Below are 21,111 nucleotides of genomic sequence, written 5' to 3' on the forward strand. Positions count from 1 at the left end.
TCGCTCCTACAGGGGCGCGCTCACTTACCCAGGGAGATCTTCGGCGCCCAACCCAGCCATTCCTCTTCGAACTTGTCGAACAAAGGAAATGTCTGCTCCGCTCGAACCGGGGTACCCATACGCTCGCCATCCGGCGTGGCGAAGGCGATACCGCCCTGGATCAGCGTCTCCAGGGACTCGGTGCGCACCGTCGCGCCCTTGAACAGACCGATATCCAGACCAAAACCGCTGGTGTTCCAGAATCGGCTACCGCTACGGACCAATGGCGCGTACTTCGGCTCGATCAGGATATGAATCAGCACCCGATCCGCAGTCTGACCCAACTCATAAGCGGTGACCTTACCCACAGTAACTTCCCGGTAGGTCACCGGCACACCGGCCTTCAACGACCCCCGGCGAGCGGCACTCAACACCAGGCTCAAGCCAGCCTCGGAGACTGCCGATTCCGGTGGCTGGTTCAGCGCGACAAAGTTCTTTTGCGGGCCGAGATTTTTCGCTGCTGGCTGAACTTCCAGGTATTGCCCGGTGACCAGTGTTTCAAGGTTGGAGGTCTTGATCAGACCCAGTTCCGGCTTGACCACCCAGAACTGGCTACCCGCACGGGCAATGCGCTCAGGCACTTCAGTGATACGCGCCTTCAACAGCACCGACTGCAAGTCATCGCTGAGATCGACGTCCTCGACCTTGCCGACATCCAGACCCTTGAAGCGAATCGGCGTGCCAGTGCGCAAGCCGTCGGCGCGATCGACCTTGATCGTGATCACTGCCCCCTTCTGCTGCGCCTCTTCATGGTTGGCGAACAGACGGAAGCGCGGAATACGCTTGCTCAACGGTACTTTCGCTTCCGGGGTTTCGAAGGCAATGCCTCCGGCCATCAGGCTTTGCAGCGATTCACTCTTGACCTGAATACCGCCCGTCAATCCACCCGACAAGGTGACACCACTGGCATTCCAGAAGCGCGACGAGCCGTTGACCAGTCCTTCGTATTCTTTCTCGATGTGCACACCGATGACCAATTGCTTGCGAGTGCGCGAGAATTGATAACTCTGCACCGAACCGACTTTGACCTGCTTGTAGAGAACCGGACTGCCAACCTCCAGCGAACCCAGGTTTTCGGTGAGCAGCACCATGTGCAGCCCAGGGGAGCGCAAGTCCAGCGGCGGCGCCTTGGCCCGGGCCTCGAATTCGCGTTGCGGTGCACCGCCCTTGTCGCCCGGCCGGATCGCAATGTAGTTACCTTTGACCAAGGCTTCCAGGCCGGTGATACCGGCCAGCGAGATCGACGGCTTGACCACCCAGAACTGGGTACCGTCTACCAGGTAATCCTCGGCCAACGGATCAAGCGTCAACTCGGCGCTGGCGCTGGAAAGATCGGGATCGATCTTCATGGCTTTCAGGCTACCGACCTGAATCCCCTTGTACATCACCGGCGTGCGACCAGCCTGCAAGCCTTCGAAGTCACTGAGCTTGACCTTGATCCGGATACCGGCCTGGGCCGCGTCAAAATCTTCATAGAGGCGAAACGGCAGACTCGGATCAGTAGGCGGGCTGTCCTTGCGGTTTTCCGGAGTGGCGAACGCAATACCACCGCCCACGATGCTCGCCAGAGACTCGCTACGCACTTTCACACCGGACAGGTTGGCATCGATGCTGATCCCGCTGGCGTTCCAGAAACGCGTATGTTTGCGCACCAGTTTGGCGTAGGTCGGCTCGATATATACCTTGATTTCGACAGTGTTCTGATCTTCGGACAACAGGTAGCTTTTCACCTGGCCAACCTGGATCTGCTTGTAGAACACCGGACTGCCGCGATTCAGCGAGCCCAGGCGATCCGCCTTGACGGTCAGGTGCAAACCCGGCAGGGAGTCCGACAACGGCGGCTCTTGCGCCAGGGCCTTGAACTTGCGGGTCGACTCGCCTTCGCCCGGGCTGACCGCGATGTAGTTACCCGACACCAGGGTTTCGAGCCCGGTGATCCCGGCCAGGGTCACGCTCGGCTTGACTAGCCAAAAGCGCGTGCTGGTCCTCAAGTAGGGTTCGACATCCTTGTTCATTTCGACCGTAGCGATCACGCCCTTATTGTTGCCCTCATCATCGAGGGCCAGGGCTTTGACCTTGCCGACCGGCATGCCTTTGTAGACCACCTCAGTCTTGTTTGCCTGAATGCCTTCGCCGCTTTCAAAGCGAACCTGGATTTCTATTCCGGTCTCGTTGTAGGCACGCCAGCCCAGCCAGCCGCCGATCACCAGGGCGATCAGGGGCAGTACCCAAATGGCCGACCAATTGGAAGCCGGTCGAGTTTTAGCTGTAGGCAAATCAGTCATAGTCGTCGTCCGACTCCGTGTTATCCCAAATCAGTCGGGGATCGAAAGTTACTGCAGCAAGCATTGTCAAAATCACCACACTGGAAAAAGCCACCGCACCGAGATTCGCCTCGATGCTGGCGAGCCGGCCAAAACTCACCAATGCCACCAGAATGGCGATCACGAAGATATCCAGCATTGACCAGCGGCCAATGAACTCGATGAATCGATACATGATGATGCGCTGGCGGGCCGATAGCGGCTGATGGCGCTGCACCGAGAACAACAGTAAAGCGATACCTACCAACTTGAAGGTGGGCACCAGAATGCTCGCGATAAACACTACCGCGGCGATCGGAAACATACCGTGCTGAACCAGCTCGATCACCCCCGACATAATGGTGCTGGGAGCGCCCTGGCCTAAAGAACTGACCGTCATGATCGGCAACAGGTTCGCCGGGATATAGAGAATCGCGGCAGTTACCAGCAACGCCCAGGTGCGCAACACGCTGTTCGGGCGCCGCGCATGAACCAGCGCGCCACAGCGCGTACAGGTCTGCTCATCGCTGTCCGGCTCCTGCCTGTTTAACTCGTGGCACTCCATACAAATCAGAATGCCCGCATCAATCGCCCGCATGAGCATCTTCTCCTGACAATGCCTGCCAGATTTGATGGGGCGACATCACCACCTCCAACCAGACCTGCACCAATAGCAAGCTGACAAAGCACGCCAGGCCGAGACCGACGGTGACCGCGGCCGTGTCCGCCAATTTGACGATGGCAACCAGGACCCCCATCAAATAGACCTCGAGCATCCCCCAATCCCGTAGATGGTGATAAATGCGATAGAGCAACAAGCCGTAGCTGCGACCCAGATTCCAGCGAATACTCAGCAACACCACCAGTTGGCAGATCAGCTTGAGCAGCGGGATCGCCATGCTGCAGAGAAACACCACGACCGCCACACCTTGCATGCCGGTATTGAACAAGCCGACTACACCGCTCCAGACAGTGTCTTGCGATGACTGTCCGAGTAGATTGAGCTGCATGATGGGTAAAAAGTTCGCGGGGATATACAACAGCAAGGCGGCGATGACCAAAGCCAGACTGCGTTCCACGACGTTGTGCCGATGAGCATACAACTCATAACCACAACGCGGACATTGGGCTTTTTCACCGTGAGCGAGGTCTGGCTTGCGCATCAGCAAATCACACTCATGGCACGCCACCAAGTCGTCCAGCGGTAAATCTGACACCTCCAGGGTATCAACCGGATCTGGCATAAAAGGCTCTGGTTCGGAAAATGTTGAGGCTATTCTAGCGAAAGAAGCAGCTGCAAGCTGCAAGCTTCAAGCCGCAAGCGAAGTTCGCGTCGGGTACAAAACCGCTTCTCGCTTGCTGCTGCTTTTCCAGCCACAAAAACAAAACCCCTACCTGCATACGCAGATAGGGGTTTTGGAATTTAATCTTGACGATGACCTACTCTCACATGGGGAAACCCCACACTACCATCGGCGATGCATCGTTTCACTGCTGAGTTCGGGATGGGATCAGGTGGTTCCAATGCTCTATGGTCGTCAAGAAATTCGGTAGCCGGGTCGTGGGCCTTTTCAGGTTCACGCTCCAGCGAATGGGTATGCGATAGCTTGGTGTTTTGTGAGTATCTCGAACTTTCGGTTCGTTTCGTCTTCACACACCGCAATCTGGTGCTCTTTCGAGTCAGCAAATTGCTTGGGTGTTATATGGTCAAGCCTCACGGGCAATTAGTATTGGTTAGCTCAACGCCTCACAGCGCTTACACACCCAACCTATCAACGTCGTAGTCTTCGACGGCCCTTCAGGGGACTCAAGGTCCCAGTGAGATCTCATCTTGAGGCTAGTTTCCCGCTTAGATGCTTTCAGCGGTTATCTATTCCGAACATAGCTACCCGGCAATGCCACTGGCGTGACAACCGGAACACCAGAGGTTCGTCCACTCCGGTCCTCTCGTACTAGGAGCAGCCCCTCTCAAATCTCAAACGTCCACGGCAGATAGGGACCGAACTGTCTCACGACGTTCTAAACCCAGCTCGCGTACCACTTTAAATGGCGAACAGCCATACCCTTGGGACCGGCTTCAGCCCCAGGATGTGATGAGCCGACATCGAGGTGCCAAACACCGCCGTCGATATGAACTCTTGGGCGGTATCAGCCTGTTATCCCCGGAGTACCTTTTATCCGTTGAGCGATGGCCCTTCCATACAGAACCACCGGATCACTAAGACCTACTTTCGTACCTGCTCGACGTGTCTGTCTCGCAGTCAAGCGCGCTTTTGCCTTTATACTCTACGACCGATTTCCGACCGGTCTGAGCGCACCTTCGTACTCCTCCGTTACTCTTTAGGAGGAGACCGCCCCAGTCAAACTACCCACCATACACTGTCCTCGATCCGGATAACGGACCTGAGTTAGAACCTCAAAGTTGCCAGGGTGGTATTTCAAGGTTGGCTCCACGCGAACTGGCGTCCACGCTTCAAAGCCTCCCACCTATCCTACACAAGCAAATTCAAAGTCCAGTGCAAAGCTATAGTAAAGGTTCACGGGGTCTTTCCGTCTAGCCGCGGATACACTGCATCTTCACAGCGATTTCAATTTCACTGAGTCTCGGGTGGAGACAGCGCCGCCATCGTTACGCCATTCGTGCAGGTCGGAACTTACCCGACAAGGAATTTCGCTACCTTAGGACCGTTATAGTTACGGCCGCCGTTTACCGGGGCTTCGATCAAGAGCTTCGCGTTAGCTAACCCCATCAATTAACCTTCCGGCACCGGGCAGGCGTCACACCCTATACGTCCACTTTCGTGTTTGCAGAGTGCTGTGTTTTTAATAAACAGTCGCAGCGGCCTGGTATCTTCGACCGGCATGGGCTTACGCAGTAAATGCTTCACCCTCACCGGCGCACCTTCTCCCGAAGTTACGGTGCCATTTTGCCTAGTTCCTTCACCCGAGTTCTCTCAAGCGCCTTGGTATTCTCTACCCAACCACCTGTGTCGGTTTGGGGTACGGTTCCTGGTTACCTGAAGCTTAGAAGCTTTTCTTGGAAGCATGGCATCAACCACTTCGTGTTCCAAAAGGAACACTCGTCATCAGCTCTCGGCCTTAAGATCCCGGATTTACCTAAGATCTCAGCCTACCACCTTAAACTTGGACAACCAACGCCAAGCTGGCCTAGCCTTCTCCGTCCCTCCATCGCAATAACCAGAAGTACAGGAATATTAACCTGTTTTCCATCGACTACGCTTTTCAGCCTCGCCTTAGGGACCGACTAACCCTGCGTCGATTAACGTTGCGCAGGAAACCTTGGTCTTTCGGCGTGGGTGTTTTTCACACCCATTATCGTTACTCATGTCAGCATTCGCACTTCTGATACCTCCAGCAAGCTTCTCAACTCACCTTCACAGGCTTACAGAACGCTCCTCTACCGCATCACCTAAGTGATACCCGTAGCTTCGGTGTATGGTTTGAGCCCCGTTAAATCTTCCGCGCAGGCCGACTCGACTAGTGAGCTATTACGCTTTCTTTAAAGGGTGGCTGCTTCTAAGCCAACCTCCTAGCTGTCTAAGCCTTCCCACATCGTTTCCCACTTAACCATAACTTTGGGACCTTAGCTGACGGTCTGGGTTGTTTCCCTTTTCACGACGGACGTTAGCACCCGCCGTGTGTCTCCCATGCTCGGCACTTGTAGGTATTCGGAGTTTGCATCGGTTTGGTAAGTCGGGATGACCCCCTAGCCGAAACAGTGCTCTACCCCCTACAGTGATACATGAGGCGCTACCTAAATAGCTTTCGAGGAGAACCAGCTATCTCCGAGCTTGATTAGCCTTTCACTCCGATCCACAGGTCATCCGCTAACTTTTCAACGGTAGTCGGTTCGGTCCTCCAGTTAGTGTTACCCAACCTTCAACCTGCCCATGGATAGATCGCCCGGTTTCGGGTCTATTCCCAGCGACTAGACGCCCTATTAAGACTCGCTTTCGCTACGCCTCCCCTATTCGGTTAAGCTCGCCACTGAAAATAAGTCGCTGACCCATTATACAAAAGGTACGCAGTCACCCAACAAAGTGGGCTCCCACTGCTTGTACGCATACGGTTTCAGGATCTATTTCACTCCCCTCTCCGGGGTTCTTTTCGCCTTTCCCTCACGGTACTAGTTCACTATCGGTCAGTCAGTAGTATTTAGCCTTGGAGGATGGTCCCCCCATATTCAGACAAGGTTTCTCGTGCCCCGTCCTACTCGATTTCATGACCAAGAGATTTTCGCGTACAGGGCTATCACCCACTATGGCCGCACTTTCCAGAGCGTTCCGCTAATCTCAAAGCCACTTAAGGGCTAGTCCCCGTTCGCTCGCCACTACTAAGGGAATCTCGGTTGATTTCTTTTCCTCAGGGTACTTAGATGTTTCAGTTCCCCTGGTTCGCTTCTTACGCCTATGTATTCAGCGTAAGATACCTAACTTATGTTAGGTGGGTTCCCCCATTCAGACATCTCCGGATCAAAGTCTGTTTGCCGACTCCCCGAAGCTTTTCGCAGGCTACCACGTCTTTCATCGCCTCTGACTGCCAAGGCATCCACCGTATGCGCTTCTTCACTTGACCATATAACCCCAAGCAATCTGGTTATACTGTGAAGACGACATTCGCCGAAAATTCGCAATTTAACTCACAAATTTTACCTTAGCCTGTAACAACACCAGTGAAAGTGTTGTCCAGTCTATCTTTCTATCACATACCCAAATTTTTAAAGAACGATCTAATCAAAGACTAGAAATCAATATTCACATTGGAATATTCATTTCTAAACTCTAACGGTACGAAGCAGTAAGTGGTGGAGCCAAACGGGATCGAACCGTTGACCTCCTGCGTGCAAGGCAGGCGCTCTCCCAGCTGAGCTATGGCCCCGTATTTCTACAGGCGTGTCCCACACAAAATTGGTGGGTCTGGGCAGATTCGAACTGCCGACCTCACCCTTATCAGGGGTGCGCTCTAACCAACTGAGCTACAGACCCAATTTCGGGCTGCTTCTATCGTCTTCTTCAATGAATCAAGCAATTCGTGTGGGAACTTATGGAGCAGCTGATGTCGTCGATTAAGGAGGTGATCCAGCCGCAGGTTCCCCTACGGCTACCTTGTTACGACTTCACCCCAGTCATGAATCACACCGTGGTAACCGTCCTCCCGAAGGTTAGACTAGCTACTTCTGGTGCAACCCACTCCCATGGTGTGACGGGCGGTGTGTACAAGGCCCGGGAACGTATTCACCGCGACATTCTGATTCGCGATTACTAGCGATTCCGACTTCACGCAGTCGAGTTGCAGACTGCGATCCGGACTACGATCGGTTTTCTGGGATTAGCTCCACCTCGCGGCTTGGCAACCCTCTGTACCGACCATTGTAGCACGTGTGTAGCCCAGGCCGTAAGGGCCATGATGACTTGACGTCATCCCCACCTTCCTCCGGTTTGTCACCGGCAGTCTCCTTAGAGTGCCCACCATTACGTGCTGGTAACTAAGGACAAGGGTTGCGCTCGTTACGGGACTTAACCCAACATCTCACGACACGAGCTGACGACAGCCATGCAGCACCTGTCTCAATGTTCCCGAAGGCACTCCGCCATCTCTGGCAGATTCATTGGATGTCAAGGCCTGGTAAGGTTCTTCGCGTTGCTTCGAATTAAACCACATGCTCCACCGCTTGTGCGGGCCCCCGTCAATTCATTTGAGTTTTAACCTTGCGGCCGTACTCCCCAGGCGGTCAACTTAATGCGTTAGCTGCGCCACTAAGAGCTCAAGGCTCCCAACGGCTAGTTGACATCGTTTACGGCGTGGACTACCAGGGTATCTAATCCTGTTTGCTCCCCACGCTTTCGCACCTCAGTGTCAGTATCAGTCCAGGTGGTCGCCTTCGCCACTGGTGTTCCTTCCTATATCTACGCATTTCACCGCTACACAGGAAATTCCACCACCCTCTACCATACTCTAGCTCGACAGTTTTGAATGCAGTTCCCAGGTTGAGCCCGGGGATTTCACATCCAACTTAACGAACCACCTACGCGCGCTTTACGCCCAGTAATTCCGATTAACGCTTGCACCCTCTGTATTACCGCGGCTGCTGGCACAGAGTTAGCCGGTGCTTATTCTGTCGGTAACGTCAAGACCATCACGTATTAGGTAACGGCCCTTCCTCCCAACTTAAAGTGCTTTACAATCCGAAGACCTTCTTCACACACGCGGCATGGCTGGATCAGGCTTTCGCCCATTGTCCAATATTCCCCACTGCTGCCTCCCGTAGGAGTCTGGACCGTGTCTCAGTTCCAGTGTGACTGATCATCCTCTCAGACCAGTTACGGATCGTCGCCTTGGTGAGCCATTACCCCACCAACTAGCTAATCCGACCTAGGCTCATCTGATAGCGCAAGGCCCGAAGGTCCCCTGCTTTCTCCCGTAGGACGTATGCGGTATTAGCGTCCGTTTCCGAACGTTATCCCCCACTACCAGGCAGATTCCTAGGCATTACTCACCCGTCCGCCGCTCGCCACCAGGTACAAGTACCCGTGCTGCCGCTCGACTTGCATGTGTTAGGCCTGCCGCCAGCGTTCAATCTGAGCCATGATCAAACTCTTCAGTTCAAACATCTTTGGGTTTTTAGAAAACCCTAAATTTAGCTCAGCAATCGTTGGTTACATCTTTGATTTCTCGCGGAGTAACTTGTGATGCTGATAATCTTGTTGACTATCAGTCTGACTCCACAAGCACCCACACGAATTGCTTGATTCAGTTGTTAAAGAGCGGTTGGTTAAGATCTTTCGTCTCAACCGAGGCGCGCATTCTACGCTTTCCTCTGCTGCTGTCAAGCGGTTATTTTCAGAAGTTTTCAAAGTTTCCTTTGTAACTTCAACCACTTGGCGCTTCCGATCACTCGTTAGCGGGAGGCGAATTCTACAGCGTTACTCGCTGCTGTCAACACCTGTTTTACACCGCTTTCGACCGAGTGGATCGAACCGTTGATAACGTCAAACCAACCGACCTTATCAACTCCTTCTGGGCTTCGATGAACTGAAGCAACTCGCTGCCGAAAACTGCGTAACTCTTTGTTTACCAAGGAGTTTTCCGTTTCGACTGCGCCGGAAGTGGGGCGAATTATAGACTTCCAGAATCTGCCGTCAACCACTAATTTCACAATTCTGTCATATAGACCAAAAAAGCCCCGAAATGCAAAAGGCCGGCCCTAACGGCCGGCCTTTTGCCCCTCTACTTACAAGCTAGGGAATGCGAACTGCGAAGCTTCGTGGCTGGCACGTTGCGGCCAGCGCTGGGTAATTGCCTTGCGCCGGGTATAGAAGCGCACACCGTCCGGGCCGTAGGCATGCAGGTCACCAAACAGTGAACGCTTCCAGCCGCCAAAGCTGTGGTACGCAACCGGAACCGGCAGCGGCACGTTGACGCCGACCATGCCGACTTCAATCTCGTCGCAGAACAGCCGCGCCGCTTCGCCGTCACGGGTAAAGATGCAGGTGCCGTTGCCGTACTCGTGATCGTTGATCAGTTGCATGGCCTCTTCCAGGCTGTTGACTCGCACGATGCACAGCACCGGGCCGAAGATCTCTTCTTTATAGATGCGCATTTGCGGGGTGACGCGATCGAACAGGCAGCCGCCGAGGAAGAAGCCTTCTTCATGACCCGCTACGCTCAAGCCACGACCATCCACCACCAGCTCGGCACCTGAAGAAACGCCGTCTTCTATATAGCCACTGACTTTGTCACGAGCCTGACCGGAAACCAATGGCCCCATGTCCAGGCCGCAGGTAGTCCCGGCACCAATTTTCAGCGCCTTGATCTGTGGCACCAGTTTGCTGATCAGTGCATCCGCCACCTGGTCGCCGACACACACCGCCACCGAGATCGCCATGCAGCGCTCGCCGCACGAACCGTAAGCCGCGCCCATCAAGGCACTGACCGCGTTATCCAGATCCGCATCCGGCATCAGCACCGCATGGTTCTTCGCGCCACCCAAGGCCTGCACACGCTTGCCGCGTTTGGTCGCTTCGGAATAGATGTATTCGGCAATCGGCGTCGAACCGACAAAGCTCAAGGCTTTGACTTCCGGTGCTTCGATCAGCGCATCGACTGCGCCCTTGTCGCCGTGCACCACGCTCAGAACACCTTTCGGCAATCCGGCTTCTTGCAGCAGTTGGGCGATCAGCAAGGTCGAGCTCGGATCACGCTCCGAAGGCTTGAGGATGAAGCAGTTGCCGCAGACGATCGCCAGTGGATACATCCACAGCGGCACCATGGCCGGGAAGTTGAACGGAGTAATACCGGCAACCACGCCCAACGGCTGGAAGTCGGACCAGGCATCGATGTTCGGACCGACGTTACGGCTGTACTCGCCCTTGAGGATTTCCGGAGCCGAGCACGCGTACTCGACGTTCTCGATACCGCGCTTCAATTCGCCGGTGGCGTCTTCGAGGGTCTTGCCGTGTTCTTCGCTGATCAACTGAGCGATACGTGCTTCGCTCTGCTCAAGCAGCTGCTTGAAGCGGAACATTACCTGGGCACGCTTGGCCGGTGGTGTATTGCGCCAGGCCGGGAATGCCGCCTTGGCCGAGTCGATGGCTTTTTGCACGGTTTCGCGGCTGGCCAAAGGGACTTTATGAATCGGCTGGCCGGTGGACGGGTTGTACACGTCAGCGCTGCGACCGTTGTCGGTCACCAGTTCACCGTTGATCAAATGCGGGATAAGGCTCATGCATGGCTCCTGAAAAGTTGTCCACAGGCGCGCATCGCTGCGCACCTGTTGTTCGTTCTATGTAGAAGGGCAAATCAATCGATCTTGTTCAGCACTTCGCCGACTGCGTCGAACAGGCGATCAAGATCCTGCGGCTTGCTGTTGAAGGTTGGGCCGAACTGCAGGGTGTCGCCGCCGAAGCGCACGTAGAAACCGGCTTTCCACAAGGCCATCCCGGCTTCGAAAGGACGCACGATGGCGTCGCCGTCACGTCCGGCGATCTGGATCGCGCCGGCCAGGCCGTAGTTGCGGATGTCGATGACGTTCTTGGTACCCTTCAAGCCATGCAAGGCATTCTCAAAATGCGGCGCGACTTCAGCCACGCTCTGCACCAGGTTTTCCTTCTGCAGCAGATCCAGTGCCGCCAGGCCGGCCGCGCAGGCCACCGGGTGAGCCGAGTAGGTGTAGCCGTGGGGGAATTCCACCGCATATTCCGGCGTCGCTTGATTCATGAAGGTCTGATAGATCTCGGAGCTGGCAATCACCGCGCCCATCGGAATCGCGCCGTTGGTGACTTGCTTGGCGATGCACATCAGGTCCGGGGTCACGCCGAAGCTGTCGGCACCGAACATCGAGCCGGTACGACCAAAGCCGGTGATCACTTCGTCGAACACCAGCAGGATGCTGTGCTGATCGCAGATTTCCCGAAGGCGCTTGAGGTAACCCTGAGGCGGAACCAGCACACCGGCGGAACCCGCCATCGGCTCGACGAACACCGCAGCGATGTTCGACGCATCGTGCAATTCAATCAGTTTGAGCAGTTCATCGGCCAGGGCGATACCGCCCTGCTCCGGCATGCCACGGGAGTAGGCATTGCTGGCCAGCAAGGTGTGCGGCAGATGGTCGACATCCATCATCGCCTGACCGAACATTTTGCGGTTGCCGTTGACGCCGCCCAGGCTGGTGCCGGCGATGTTCACGCCGTGGTAACCACGGGCCCGACCGATCATTTTGGTCTTGGTCGACTGACCTTTCAGGCGCCAGTAGGCACGCACCATTTTCACCGCGGTGTCCGCACACTCGGAACCGGAGTCAGTGAAGAACACGTGATTCAGGTTACCCGGCGTCAGCTCGGTGATTTTTTCCGCCAGCTGGAACGACAGCGGGTGACCGTACTGGAAGCCCGGCGAGTAATCGAGGGTGCCCAATTGTCTGGAAACCGCTTCCTGGATTTCCTTGCGGGTATGCCCGGCGCCACAGGTCCATAGACCGGACAGCGAGTCATAGACCTTGCGACCTTTGTCATCGATCAGGTAGCTGCCTTCGGCAGCAACGATCAGACGCGGATCGCGCTGGAAATTGCGGTTGGCGGTGTACGGCATCCAGTGGGCATCGAGCTTGAGTTGACTGGCCAGGGAGACCGGAGCGTTTTCAGGCAAGTTCATGAGCAAAACCTCGCAAGGCAAAAGGCAGCGTAGGGACTAAAAGCGTTCTTGCAGCTAAATTGCCACGGGGATAAAGTCTGTGAAATCCAACTCTTCTAACCTTCAGTCAGGCCGCCACTAAACTATGAGCAGTCGTCGCCCCGATCCGCTGGCACAAGTCAGTGACTTTGATATCCGCCTGCTGCGCATATTTCGCAGCGTAGTCGAATGTGGCGGCTTCTCCGCAGCGGAAAGCGTATTGGGGATCGGCCGCTCGGCCATCAGCCAGCAGATGAGCGACCTTGAGCAGCGTCTCGGGTTGCGCCTGTGCCAGCGCGGCCGCGCCGGATTCTCCGTGACCGAGGAAGGCCGCGAGGTCTATCAGTCGGCCTTGCAGCTATTAAGTGCGCTGGAAAGTTTTCGCACCGAAGTCAACGGCCTGCACCAGCACCTGCGTGGCGAGTTGACCATTGGCCTGACCGACAACCTGGTCACCCTGCCCCACATGCGTATCACCCATGCCCTCGCACAATTGAAGGAGCGTGGGCCGGACGTGCAGATTCAAATCCGCATGATCGCCCCCAACGAGGTGGAGCAAGGGGTACTCGATGGCCGCCTGCATGTCGGCGTGGTGCCACAGGCCAGCGCACTCTCGGGCCTGGAATACCAACCGCTGTATAGCGAGCGTTCGCTGCTCTACTGCGCGGTCGGGCATCCGCTGTTTTATGTCGATGACAAACAACTGGACGATGAGCGCCTCAACAGTCAGGACGCCATCGCGCCGACCTTCCGTTTGCCGGCCGAGATCCAGGCGCATTACCAGGCGCTCAATTGCACCGCCAGCGCGTCGGACCGCGAAGGCATGGCGTTTCTGATTCTGACCGGGCGCTACATCGGTTATCTGCCGGATCATTACGCCAGCCTCTGGGTGCAACAAGGTCGCCTGCGCGCCCTGAAACCCAAGGTGCGTTTCTATGACCTGAGCCTGGCGTCGGTAACCCGCAAAGGCCGGCGCCCCCATTTAGTGCTGGAAAGCTTTCTCGAAAGCCTCGCGGCCACCCGATAAAAGCCGATCTTTTACAGTGACAAGGCTTGTCTGATGCGTGTGGGTGCGCTATCAAACCATTGGTCACACCCACAGAACTACTCGGAAACCTCCATGACCCTTGAAGTCCCAGCCCACGCCGGAGCTCACACCGGCAAGCCTGCCAGCCGAATTCGTCAAAAGAACGAAGAGGCGATCCTCAAGGCCGCTGAAGACGAGTTCGCTCGTCACGGGTTCAAAGGCACCAGCATGAACACCATTGCGCAGAATGCCGGGTTGCCCAAGGCCAATTTGCATTATTACTTCACCAACAAGCTCGGGTTGTATGTGGCGGTGCTGAGCAACATCCTCGAGTTGTGGGACAGCACCTTCAACACCCTGACCGCCGAAGACGATCCAGCCGAAGCGCTCAGCCGCTACATCCGCGCCAAGATGGAATTCTCCCGCCGCCAGCCACAAGCCTCGCGGATCTTCGCCATGGAAATCATCAGCGGCGGTGAGTGCCTGAGCGAGCATTTCAACCAGGACTATCGCACCTGGTTCCAGGGTCGGGCGGGCGTGTTCCAGGCCTGGATCGATGCCGGCAAGATGGACCCAGTCGATCCGGTGCACCTGATCTTCCTGTTGTGGGGCAGTACCCAGCACTACGCCGACTTCGCCACGCAGATCTGCCGCGTGACCGGCCGCGGCAAACTGACCAGGCAGGACATGGACGATGCCAGCAACAATCTGATCCACATCATTCTCAAAGGCTGCGGCCTCAAGCCAACCCTTTAAAAGATTCCCGCTCATGCCTTTTACCCTCACCGGCCTTTGCGAATACCGCGAAGAAATTCGCAAAAGCCGCTTCATCGCCCTCGCAGCCCCGATCAGCAGCGCAACCGAAGCTCAAGCGTTCATCGAGCAATACAGCGACCTGAACGCCTCGCACAATTGCTGGGCCTGGAAGCTTGCCGATCAATACCGCAGCAGTGACGACGGCGAGCCGGGCGGCACTGCCGGACGACCGATTCTGGCGGCCATTGAAGCCCAGGACTTCGACCAGGTCGCGGTAGTGGTGATTCGTTGGTACGGCGGCATCCAGTTAGGCACCGGCGGCCTCGCCCGGGCCTACGGCGGCAGTGCCAACAAATGCCTGCAAGGTGCCGAACGCGTTGCGCTGATCAGCCGTGTGCCGCTGCGTTGCGCCTGTGGTTTCAATGAATTGGCGCTGGTCAAACTGCGGCTGGCCGAACTTGGCGGCTTGGTGCTGGAGGAAGGCTTCACCGCCAATGGCGTGGAGTTGCAGCTGGCGGTCGGTGAAGCGCAGATTGATATTCTACAAAGCCAATTGGCCGACCTGAGTCGCGGACGCATTCTGTTGCAGCGTTAGAGTCCCAATCAGGGCAAAAACACGATCAAAGATTGCAGGCTCCAACATTGGATTGCGCCGCGATTTTTTGGTGCACATCCACCTGTCCGGTGCTCTCTGAACTTGCCCACATCTACTGTGCACCTGACTGTGGATAACCTGAGTACATCCCCCTGCAACCCTTCTGCAACGTGGCTTTGCGGGCACTGTTCATTTTTTGTCCAATTGCTAGTCGCCAGGGCTAATCCCGCGGCAAAACAATCAGTTAGAGCGGTATATCACCTTTAGAAGAAAGCGCACGATTGCTTATACCCGGCCTTTTGGCTTGCGCACAAATACTGTGGAGCAACCTGTGGATAAGCCGTGCAAGGCTGGCCCAGTTGCATAGGCGGCATAGCTCGCAGCCGCCTGCTCATTTTTTGACCAGCAGATATGACTAAAGCTGGAACCTTATCAACAGGTTTGCCCTGAAGTGGTGCCTGGAAAGGGACCAAAATATGCCGCGAGCCGTTCTACAGGGCGAAACTTATGCAGCGTCTGAGCTGATGTGTTCGCGGGAAAGTCGGATCGCCGCACCGCCGCTCCCACAGGATGTACGCAGATCCGAGCTTGCTCGCGATGACTGCCGAACAGGCAACAATTGAGCAATGCCCCACGCCAACTCAAAGAACAGGAAAACCGCCAGCAACGAGCTGCTGCCATGGACCAAGGCATAGGTCTGCCAGGTCGCAAACAACAACCGCCCGACCGCATCATAGCGGCCGAACACTTGCTGTGGATCGCGAATACGCAGCACCGACCAGACACAGACAATCGAGCCCAACAGATTGGCCATCAACATATGCATAGGTTCGAAGGGGGGCAGTTCGCCGGGCAGATTGAACGCCTGGGACAGGCTTTGCAGCAGCCCGTGTAACGCCATGAAACTCCAGGGCGTGACGAAAGCGATGGTGACGATCAAGTCGTACCAGCCGCTCGCGCGGACCAGTCGGCGGTATTGCTGTGCAGTCCACATTGAGGTGGCTCCAACTATTCAAGGAGCACACAGGCTAAAGCCTGGAGTATGCTCCAGGGTCAAGCCCCAAAGAGTCTTCAAGATGCGTATCGGTGAATTAGCCCGGGCCAGCGCCGTCAGCCGCGACACGCTGCGCTTCTACGAGCAGCGCGGATTGATCGCCGCCCAACGCAGCGCCAACGGTTACCGCGACTATCCGGCCGAGATGGTGCAACTGGTGCTCTACATCAAGACCGCCCAACGCCTGGGATTCAGCCTCGGTGAAATCGGCAGCAGCGTGGCCAGCCTGTGGAATGCCGTCGACCCGGACAGCGCCGTCACTCAATTGCTGCAAGACAAATTAACCCTGATCGAAACCCGCATTGCCGAACTCGGCGAGCTGCGCCAGGAGTTGCAACTACGGCTCAGCCAGAGTTGTCCATTAAGACCGTGATCCTCTTTTCTCAAGGAACCCGTTTATGAGCACAGCAAAAAACGCACTCGTCATCGGCGCCTCCCGTGGCTTGGGCCTCGGGCTGGTGAAGCGCTTGCTGGCTGAAGGCTGGCAAGTCACCGCTACCGTGCGCAACCCGCAGAAGGCCGAAGCCTTGCAGGCACTGGGCAAGGTCCGGATCGAACAACTGGACATGGATGACCAGCACGCCGTGATCGCTCTGAGCCAACGCCTTAAAGACCAGGTCTTCGACTTGCTGTTCGTCAACGCCGGAGTCAAAGGTCCGGATGATCAGTCACCCGGCAACACCACCCTCGCCGAAGTCGGCCAATTGTTCTTCACCAACGCCGTAGCCCCGATCAATCTGGCCCAGCGCTTCGCCGGGCAGATACGTCCGGACAGCGGCGTACTGGCGTTCATGAGTTCGGTGCTCGGCAGCGTGACCATGCCCGACGCCCCGGAGCTGGCGTTGTACAAGGCCAGCAAGGCGGCGTTGAACTCCATGACCAACAGCTTCGTCACGCAATTGGGCGAGCAGAAACTGACTGTGCTGTCGCTGCACCCGGGCTGGGTGAAAACCGACATGGGCGGCGAAGGTGCGGACATCGATGTCGATACCAGCACCCAAGGGTTGATCGAGCAGGTGAATGCTTATGCCGGTAAGGGTGGGCATCATTTTGTGAACTACCGAGGCGAGACGATTCCTTGGTAAGGGGTGACTGGTAGGAGCGAGCTTGCTCGCGATGGACTCAAGGGCGGCGCGTTTATTCAGACAACACGCGTTATCGTTAACGTCCATCGCGAGCAAGCTCGCTCCTACAGAGGCAAGCCCGCGAATTTCTCGCAAGCAACTTTGAACCCGGGTAAACTCCAAACCTCGCCCTTCCCGGCGACCCTGGATCAGCAGACAGGGCAACACTGAGCTGGCGAACCTGAACCCAATTTCAGAGGAGCCGGCCAATGCCTGCGACCCGTATCTGGTTAAAAAATCCCTTGGCCATTTTCACTGCCAACGCGCTCGATGCCCGTGGCGGCCTGGTGCTGCAAGACGGTTTGATCGTCGAAGTGCTCGGTGCCGGGCAACAACCCGCCGCACCCTGTGGACAAGTTTTCGATGCTCGCGAGCATGTGATCCTTCCCGGGCTGATCAATACCCACCACCACTTCTACCAAACCCTGACCCGTGCTTGGGCGCCGGTGGTCAATCAGCCACTGTTCCCCTGGCTGAAAACCCTGTATCCGGTCTGGGCTCGATTGACCCCGGAGAAACTGGCATTGGCGAGCAAAGTAGCTCTGGCCGAGTTGCTGCTGTCTGGCTGCACCACGGCGGCCGATCACCATTACCTATTCCCCGAAGGCCTGGAAAATGCCATTGATGTGCAGGTCGCGAGCGTGCGCGAACTGGGCATGCGCGCGATGCTCACCCGCGGCTCGATGAGCCTGGGCGAAGCCGACGGCGGTCTGCCGCCACAACAAACCGTGCAGCAAGGTGAAGTGATTCTCGCCGACAGCCAGCGACTGATCGCCGAATACCACGAACGCGGCGACGGCGCGCAAATTCAGATTGCCCTGGCACCCTGCTCGCCTTTTTCCGTCACCCCGCAAATCATGTCGGCCAGTGCGGAGCTGGCCAATACACTCGACGTGCGCCTGCACACTCACCTTGCCGAAACCCTCGACGAAGAGGATTTCTGCCTGCAACGCTTCGGCCTGCGCACCGTGGATTATCTGGACAGCGTGGGTTGGCTCGGACCACGTACCTGGCTGGCCCATGGCATTCATTTCAACCCGGATGAAATCGCTCGCCTGGGCGCGGCCGGCACCGGCATCTGCCATTGCCCGAGCTCGAATATGCGCCTGGCTTCGGGCATCTGCCCGACCCTGGACTTGATCGCAGCGGGCGCGCCGTTGGGCTTGGGTGTGGATGGCTCGGCCTCCAACGATGCGTCGAACATGATCCTCGAAACCCGCCAGGCGCTGTACTTGCAGCGCCTGCGTTATGGCGCGGAAAAAATCACTCCGGAGTTGGTGCTCGGCTGGGCCACCCGCGGTTCGGCGCAACTACTCGGACGCAGCGATATCGGCGAACTGGCAGTGGGCAAGCAAGCGGATCTGGCGCTGTTCAAACTCGATGAGCTGCGTTTTTCCGGTAGCCATGATCCGTTGTCGGCGCTGTTGTTGTGTGGTGCGGATCGGGCGGATCGGGTGATGATTGGCGGCAAGTGGCGGGTGATCGACGGCCAGGTCGAAGGGCTGGATCTGAAGGGGTTGATCGCCGATCACAGCCAGGCGGCAAGGCAATTGATCGCAGGCATCTGACACGACACGCTCCCACAATGGTTTTGTGCAGTTCTTAAAGCCCCAGCAGCGACAACATAATGAAGGTGGCAAACAGCACAAAGTGGGTCATCCCTTCGATGGCGTTGGTTTCGCCATCGTTGAGGTTGATCGCGCTGACAATCAGGGTGATAAACACCATGACCGTCTGCACCGGGGTCATGGCCATCTGGAACGGCTGGCCGGTATAGAGCGCCATGGCTTCCATCACCGGCACAGTGAGGATCACCGTCGACAGTGAAGCGCCCAAAGCGATGTTCACCACCGACTGCATGCGGTTGGCCAGGGCCGCGCGCAATGCGGTAAGGATCTCTGGCGCGGCGGAAATCGCCGCCACCAGAATCGCCGTCATCACCGGCGGCGCACCTGTGCCTTCAAGGCCCAGGTCGAGGGTTTTCGACATCACTTCAGCCAGTGCGCCAATCACCACCACGCCGAACACCAGAGTCCCAATGCTCAACCCGAGGTTAATCTGCGGCTCGTCCTCCTGTGGTTCCTTTTTGCTGCGCTTTTGCGGATAGCTATAGCTGAAGAAGTAGCTGTGAGGGCCGACTTGCATCCGCAGAAACAGCGTATAGAGCACGATCATCGCGCCGATGGTGAAGGCCGAATAAATCTTCCAATCCGCTTCGGGGATGAACTCCGGGACCACCATGGAAACACCCATGGCGGTAAGGATCATCACGCTGTAGGTGCGCGCCGAGTCATCGTTGTAGGACTGTTCGCCATGCTTGATCCCGCCCATCAATGCCGCCAGGCCGAGGATGCCGTTGATGTCGAGCATCACCGCGGAGTAAATGGTGTCGCGCACCAGGGTCGCCGAGGCTTCATTGCTCATCATGATCGCCAGGATCACCACTTCGACCAGCACCGCGGCCAGGGTCAGGATCATCGTGCCGTAGGGGTCGCCGACTTTTTCCGCCAACAGTTCCGCGTGATGGGCCACGCGCATCGAGGCGCAGACGACAAACGCCACCAGCACCAACCCGCCAATCAGCGCCGTCAGCTGACCGCTGTGCAGCAACCAGTGCTCCAGCGGGAAAGCCGCACATGCTGCGAGCAGCGCCAGCAGCAGGAATTTCTCTTGCTTGAGTGAGGTGAGCATTGCGGGCCTTTTGCCGAATGAAGCGAACCGGAAACGATGAGCTACAGACTGCGGTGAATCGCTAACGTTTCGTTACACCTTAGCCCCTGGCAGGCAGCACCCGGCGAAATATCCGACCATCACCTGCGCAGAATTTCTGCTGTCGCGCTTTGCCCCACCTATGCTTACCGGCGAGAACTGGAGGCTGTGTAATGAACCGGCTGGTCAGGTTTTGCCAAAAATCTCAGCGTCGACCTGTAGAATGCCGCCATTGCACCTGATGAGAATTCAATAAAATGTACGATTGGTTGAACGCCTTGCCCAAGGCCGAACTGCACCTGCACCTGGAAGGCTCTCTGGAGCCCGAACTGTTGTTCGCCCTGGCGGAACGCAACAAGATCGCCCTGCCGTGGGACGACGTCGAAACCCTGCGCAAGGCTTACGCCTTCAACAATCTGCAAGAGTTTCTCGACTTGTATTACCGGGGCGCGGATGTGCTGCGCACCTCTCAGGACTTTTATGATCTGACCTGGGCTTACCTGCTGCGCTGCAAGGCGCAGAACGTGATTCACACCGAACCGTTCTTCGATCCACAGACCCATACCGATCGTGGAGTGCCCTTTGAAGTCGTGCTCAACGGTATCGCCAGTGCGCTGAAAGATGGCGAGCAGCAACTGGGCATCACCAGCGGCCTGATTCTCAGCTTCCTGCGGCATTTGAGCGAAGCGCAAGCCGAGAAAACCCTTGATCAGGCCCTGCCATTTCGCGATGCGTTTGTTGCCGTCGGCCTCGACAGTTCCGAGATGGGTCACCCGCCGAGCAAGTTCCAGCGCGTGTTCGATCGCGCCCGTCACGAAGGTTTCCTGACCGTCGCCCACGCCGGTGAGGAAGGCCCGCCCGAGTACATCTGGGAAGCCCTCGACCTGCTGAAGATCCAGCGAATCGACCATGGCGTACGCGCCATCGAAGATGAGCGGCTGATGCAGCGGATTATCGACGAACAGATTCCGCTGACCGTCTGCCCGCTGTCCAATACCAAGCTTTGCGTATTCGATGACATGTCACAGCACAACATCCTCGACATGCTCGAGCGTGGAGTGAAGGTCACGGTGAACTCGGATGATCCGGCATATTTCGGCGGTTACGTCACCGAAAACTTCCACGCCTTGCATACTCATCTGGGCATGACTCAGGACCAGGCCAAACGCCTGGCCCAGAACAGTCTGGATGCACGCTTGGTCAAGCCGTAAGACTCACCGCAGATCCAATAATGTAGGAGCGAGCTTGCTCGCGATGACGGCTTCACATTCAACAAATATGTTGCCTGGCAGACCGCTATCGCGAGCAAGCTCGCT

Annotated in this window: 14 protein-coding genes, 2 tRNA genes and 3 rRNA genes; 7 read left to right on the forward strand and 12 right to left on the reverse strand. The window is 56.7% G+C overall.

Annotation, left to right across the window (positions count from 1 at the left end; genetic code table 11):
• Positions 1-20 precede the first annotated feature (20 nt).
• The 10 genes from ACA064_RS27690 to aptA form a co-directional block, all read right to left on the reverse strand.
• A complete protein-coding gene (locus ACA064_RS27690; protein ID WP_497670970.1) occupies positions 21-2,324 on the reverse strand; it encodes a PqiB family protein in 2,304 nt (767 codons plus the stop codon).
• Positions 2,317-2,940: a paraquat-inducible protein A gene (locus tag ACA064_RS27695; protein WP_497670971.1), complete on the reverse strand. Its 624-nt coding sequence runs from the start codon at positions 2,938-2,940 to the stop codon at positions 2,317-2,319. Before ACA064_RS27695 ends, ACA064_RS27690 begins: the two co-directional genes overlap by 8 nt.
• Positions 2,927-3,586: a paraquat-inducible protein A gene (locus ACA064_RS27700; protein ID WP_497670972.1), complete on the reverse strand. Its 660-nt coding sequence runs from the start codon at positions 3,584-3,586 to the stop codon at positions 2,927-2,929. Before ACA064_RS27700 ends, ACA064_RS27695 begins: the two co-directional genes overlap by 14 nt.
• A gap of 183 nt (positions 3,587-3,769) precedes the next feature.
• A 5S ribosomal RNA gene (gene rrf / locus ACA064_RS27705) occupies positions 3,770-3,885 on the reverse strand.
• 160 nt (positions 3,886-4,045) lie between these two features.
• A 23S ribosomal RNA gene (locus ACA064_RS27710) occupies positions 4,046-6,938 on the reverse strand.
• A 227-nt stretch (positions 6,939-7,165) separates the two neighbouring features.
• Positions 7,166-7,241, reverse strand: a tRNA-Ala gene (locus tag ACA064_RS27715).
• Positions 7,242-7,271: 30 nt separating this feature from the next.
• Positions 7,272-7,348: transfer RNA gene (locus ACA064_RS27720), tRNA-Ile, on the reverse strand.
• 81 nt (positions 7,349-7,429) lie between these two features.
• Positions 7,430-8,968 (reverse strand): 16S ribosomal RNA (locus ACA064_RS27725).
• The 16S, 23S and 5S rRNA genes sit together here with 2 tRNA genes alongside, the layout of an rRNA operon.
• Positions 8,969-9,594: 626 nt before the next feature.
• Positions 9,595-11,088, reverse strand: coding sequence for a CoA-acylating methylmalonate-semialdehyde dehydrogenase (locus ACA064_RS27730; protein ID WP_497670973.1), 1,494 nt, complete (start codon positions 11,086-11,088; stop codon positions 9,595-9,597).
• A 74-nt stretch (positions 11,089-11,162) separates the two neighbouring features.
• The gene (gene aptA, locus ACA064_RS27735; RefSeq protein ID WP_497670974.1) at positions 11,163-12,512 is read right to left on the reverse strand and encodes an omega-aminotransferase AptA; all 1,350 of its coding nucleotides are present in this window, start codon (positions 12,510-12,512) and stop codon (positions 11,163-11,165) included.
• Positions 12,513-12,636: 124 nt separating this feature from the next.
• Here aptA and ACA064_RS27740 point away from each other — a divergent pair, with 124 nt between their 5' ends.
• From ACA064_RS27740 to ACA064_RS27750, 3 genes are all read left to right on the forward strand, one after another.
• The gene (locus ACA064_RS27740; protein WP_497670975.1) at positions 12,637-13,557 is read left to right on the forward strand and encodes a LysR family transcriptional regulator; all 921 of its coding nucleotides are present in this window, start codon (positions 12,637-12,639) and stop codon (positions 13,555-13,557) included.
• Between the two features lie 93 nt (positions 13,558-13,650).
• The gene (locus tag ACA064_RS27745) at positions 13,651-14,313 is read left to right on the forward strand and encodes a TetR/AcrR family transcriptional regulator (protein WP_497670976.1); all 663 of its coding nucleotides are present in this window, start codon (positions 13,651-13,653) and stop codon (positions 14,311-14,313) included.
• Positions 14,314-14,326: 13 nt separating this feature from the next.
• Positions 14,327-14,908 carry an IMPACT family protein gene (locus ACA064_RS27750; RefSeq protein WP_497670977.1) on the forward strand — a complete coding sequence of 194 codons (582 nt, stop codon included), beginning with the start codon at positions 14,327-14,329 and terminating at the stop codon, positions 14,906-14,908.
• Positions 14,909-15,413: 505 nt separating this feature from the next.
• Here ACA064_RS27750 and ACA064_RS27755 read toward each other — a convergent pair.
• The gene (locus tag ACA064_RS27755) at positions 15,414-15,902 is read right to left on the reverse strand and encodes a hypothetical protein (RefSeq protein WP_497670978.1); all 489 of its coding nucleotides are present in this window, start codon (positions 15,900-15,902) and stop codon (positions 15,414-15,416) included.
• An 82-nt stretch (positions 15,903-15,984) separates the two neighbouring features.
• On the opposite strand from ACA064_RS27755, the gene ACA064_RS27760 reads away from it, so the two are divergent.
• From ACA064_RS27760 to ACA064_RS27770, 3 genes are all read left to right on the forward strand, one after another.
• A complete protein-coding gene (locus ACA064_RS27760) occupies positions 15,985-16,335 on the forward strand; it encodes a MerR family transcriptional regulator (protein ID WP_497670979.1) in 351 nt (116 codons plus the stop codon).
• A 25-nt stretch (positions 16,336-16,360) separates the two neighbouring features.
• Complete coding sequence (locus ACA064_RS27765; protein ID WP_497670980.1) at positions 16,361-17,047, forward strand: SDR family oxidoreductase; 687 nt, start codon at positions 16,361-16,363, stop codon at positions 17,045-17,047.
• 248 nt (positions 17,048-17,295) lie between these two features.
• Positions 17,296-18,654: an 8-oxoguanine deaminase gene (locus ACA064_RS27770; RefSeq protein ID WP_497670981.1), complete on the forward strand. Its 1,359-nt coding sequence runs from the start codon at positions 17,296-17,298 to the stop codon at positions 18,652-18,654.
• A gap of 34 nt (positions 18,655-18,688) precedes the next feature.
• On the opposite strand, the gene ACA064_RS27775 is transcribed toward ACA064_RS27770, so the two are convergent.
• On the reverse strand, positions 18,689-19,777 hold the full coding sequence (locus ACA064_RS27775; protein ID WP_497670982.1) for a calcium:cation antiporter: 1,089 nt from the start codon (positions 19,775-19,777) through the stop codon (positions 18,689-18,691).
• Positions 19,778-20,052: 275 nt separating this feature from the next.
• Here ACA064_RS27775 and ACA064_RS27780 point away from each other — a divergent pair, with 275 nt between their 5' ends.
• Complete coding sequence (locus tag ACA064_RS27780) at positions 20,053-21,006, forward strand: adenosine deaminase (protein WP_497670983.1); 954 nt, start codon at positions 20,053-20,055, stop codon at positions 21,004-21,006.
• Positions 21,007-21,111: the final 105 nt, after the last annotated feature.

The sequence above is a fragment of the Pseudomonas sp. LBUM1658 genome (assembly GCF_059716055.1).

Bases quoted from the DNA above. Each gene is read 5' to 3' on its own strand.
- ACA064_RS27700 (WP_497670972.1), bottom strand. From the start codon at position 3,586: ATGCCAGATCCGGTTGATACCCTGGAGGTGTCAGATTTACCGCTGGAC.
- ACA064_RS27765 (WP_497670980.1), top strand. From the start codon at position 16,361: ATGAGCACAGCAAAAAACGCACTCGTCATCGGCGCCTCCCGTGGCTTG.
- ACA064_RS27690 (WP_497670970.1), bottom strand. From the start codon at position 2,324: ATGACTGATTTGCCTACAGCTAAAACTCGACCGGCTTCCAATTGGTCG.
- ACA064_RS27745 (WP_497670976.1), top strand. From the start codon at position 13,651: ATGACCCTTGAAGTCCCAGCCCACGCCGGAGCTCACACCGGCAAGCCT.
- ACA064_RS27775 (WP_497670982.1), bottom strand. From the start codon at position 19,777: ATGCTCACCTCACTCAAGCAAGAGAAATTCCTGCTGCTGGCGCTGCTC.
- ACA064_RS27750 (WP_497670977.1), top strand. From the start codon at position 14,327: ATGCCTTTTACCCTCACCGGCCTTTGCGAATACCGCGAAGAAATTCGC.
- ACA064_RS27740 (WP_497670975.1), top strand. From the start codon at position 12,637: ATGAGCAGTCGTCGCCCCGATCCGCTGGCACAAGTCAGTGACTTTGAT.
- ACA064_RS27730 (WP_497670973.1), bottom strand. From the start codon at position 11,088: ATGAGCCTTATCCCGCATTTGATCAACGGTGAACTGGTGACCGACAAC.
- ACA064_RS27695 (WP_497670971.1), bottom strand. From the start codon at position 2,940: ATGCGGGCGATTGATGCGGGCATTCTGATTTGTATGGAGTGCCACGAG.
- ACA064_RS27770 (WP_497670981.1), top strand. From the start codon at position 17,296: ATGCCTGCGACCCGTATCTGGTTAAAAAATCCCTTGGCCATTTTCACT.
- ACA064_RS27755 (WP_497670978.1), bottom strand. From the start codon at position 15,902: ATGTGGACTGCACAGCAATACCGCCGACTGGTCCGCGCGAGCGGCTGG.
- aptA (WP_497670974.1), bottom strand. From the start codon at position 12,512: ATGAACTTGCCTGAAAACGCTCCGGTCTCCCTGGCCAGTCAACTCAAG.
- ACA064_RS27760 (WP_497670979.1), top strand. From the start codon at position 15,985: ATGCGTATCGGTGAATTAGCCCGGGCCAGCGCCGTCAGCCGCGACACG.
- ACA064_RS27780 (WP_497670983.1), top strand. From the start codon at position 20,053: ATGTACGATTGGTTGAACGCCTTGCCCAAGGCCGAACTGCACCTGCAC.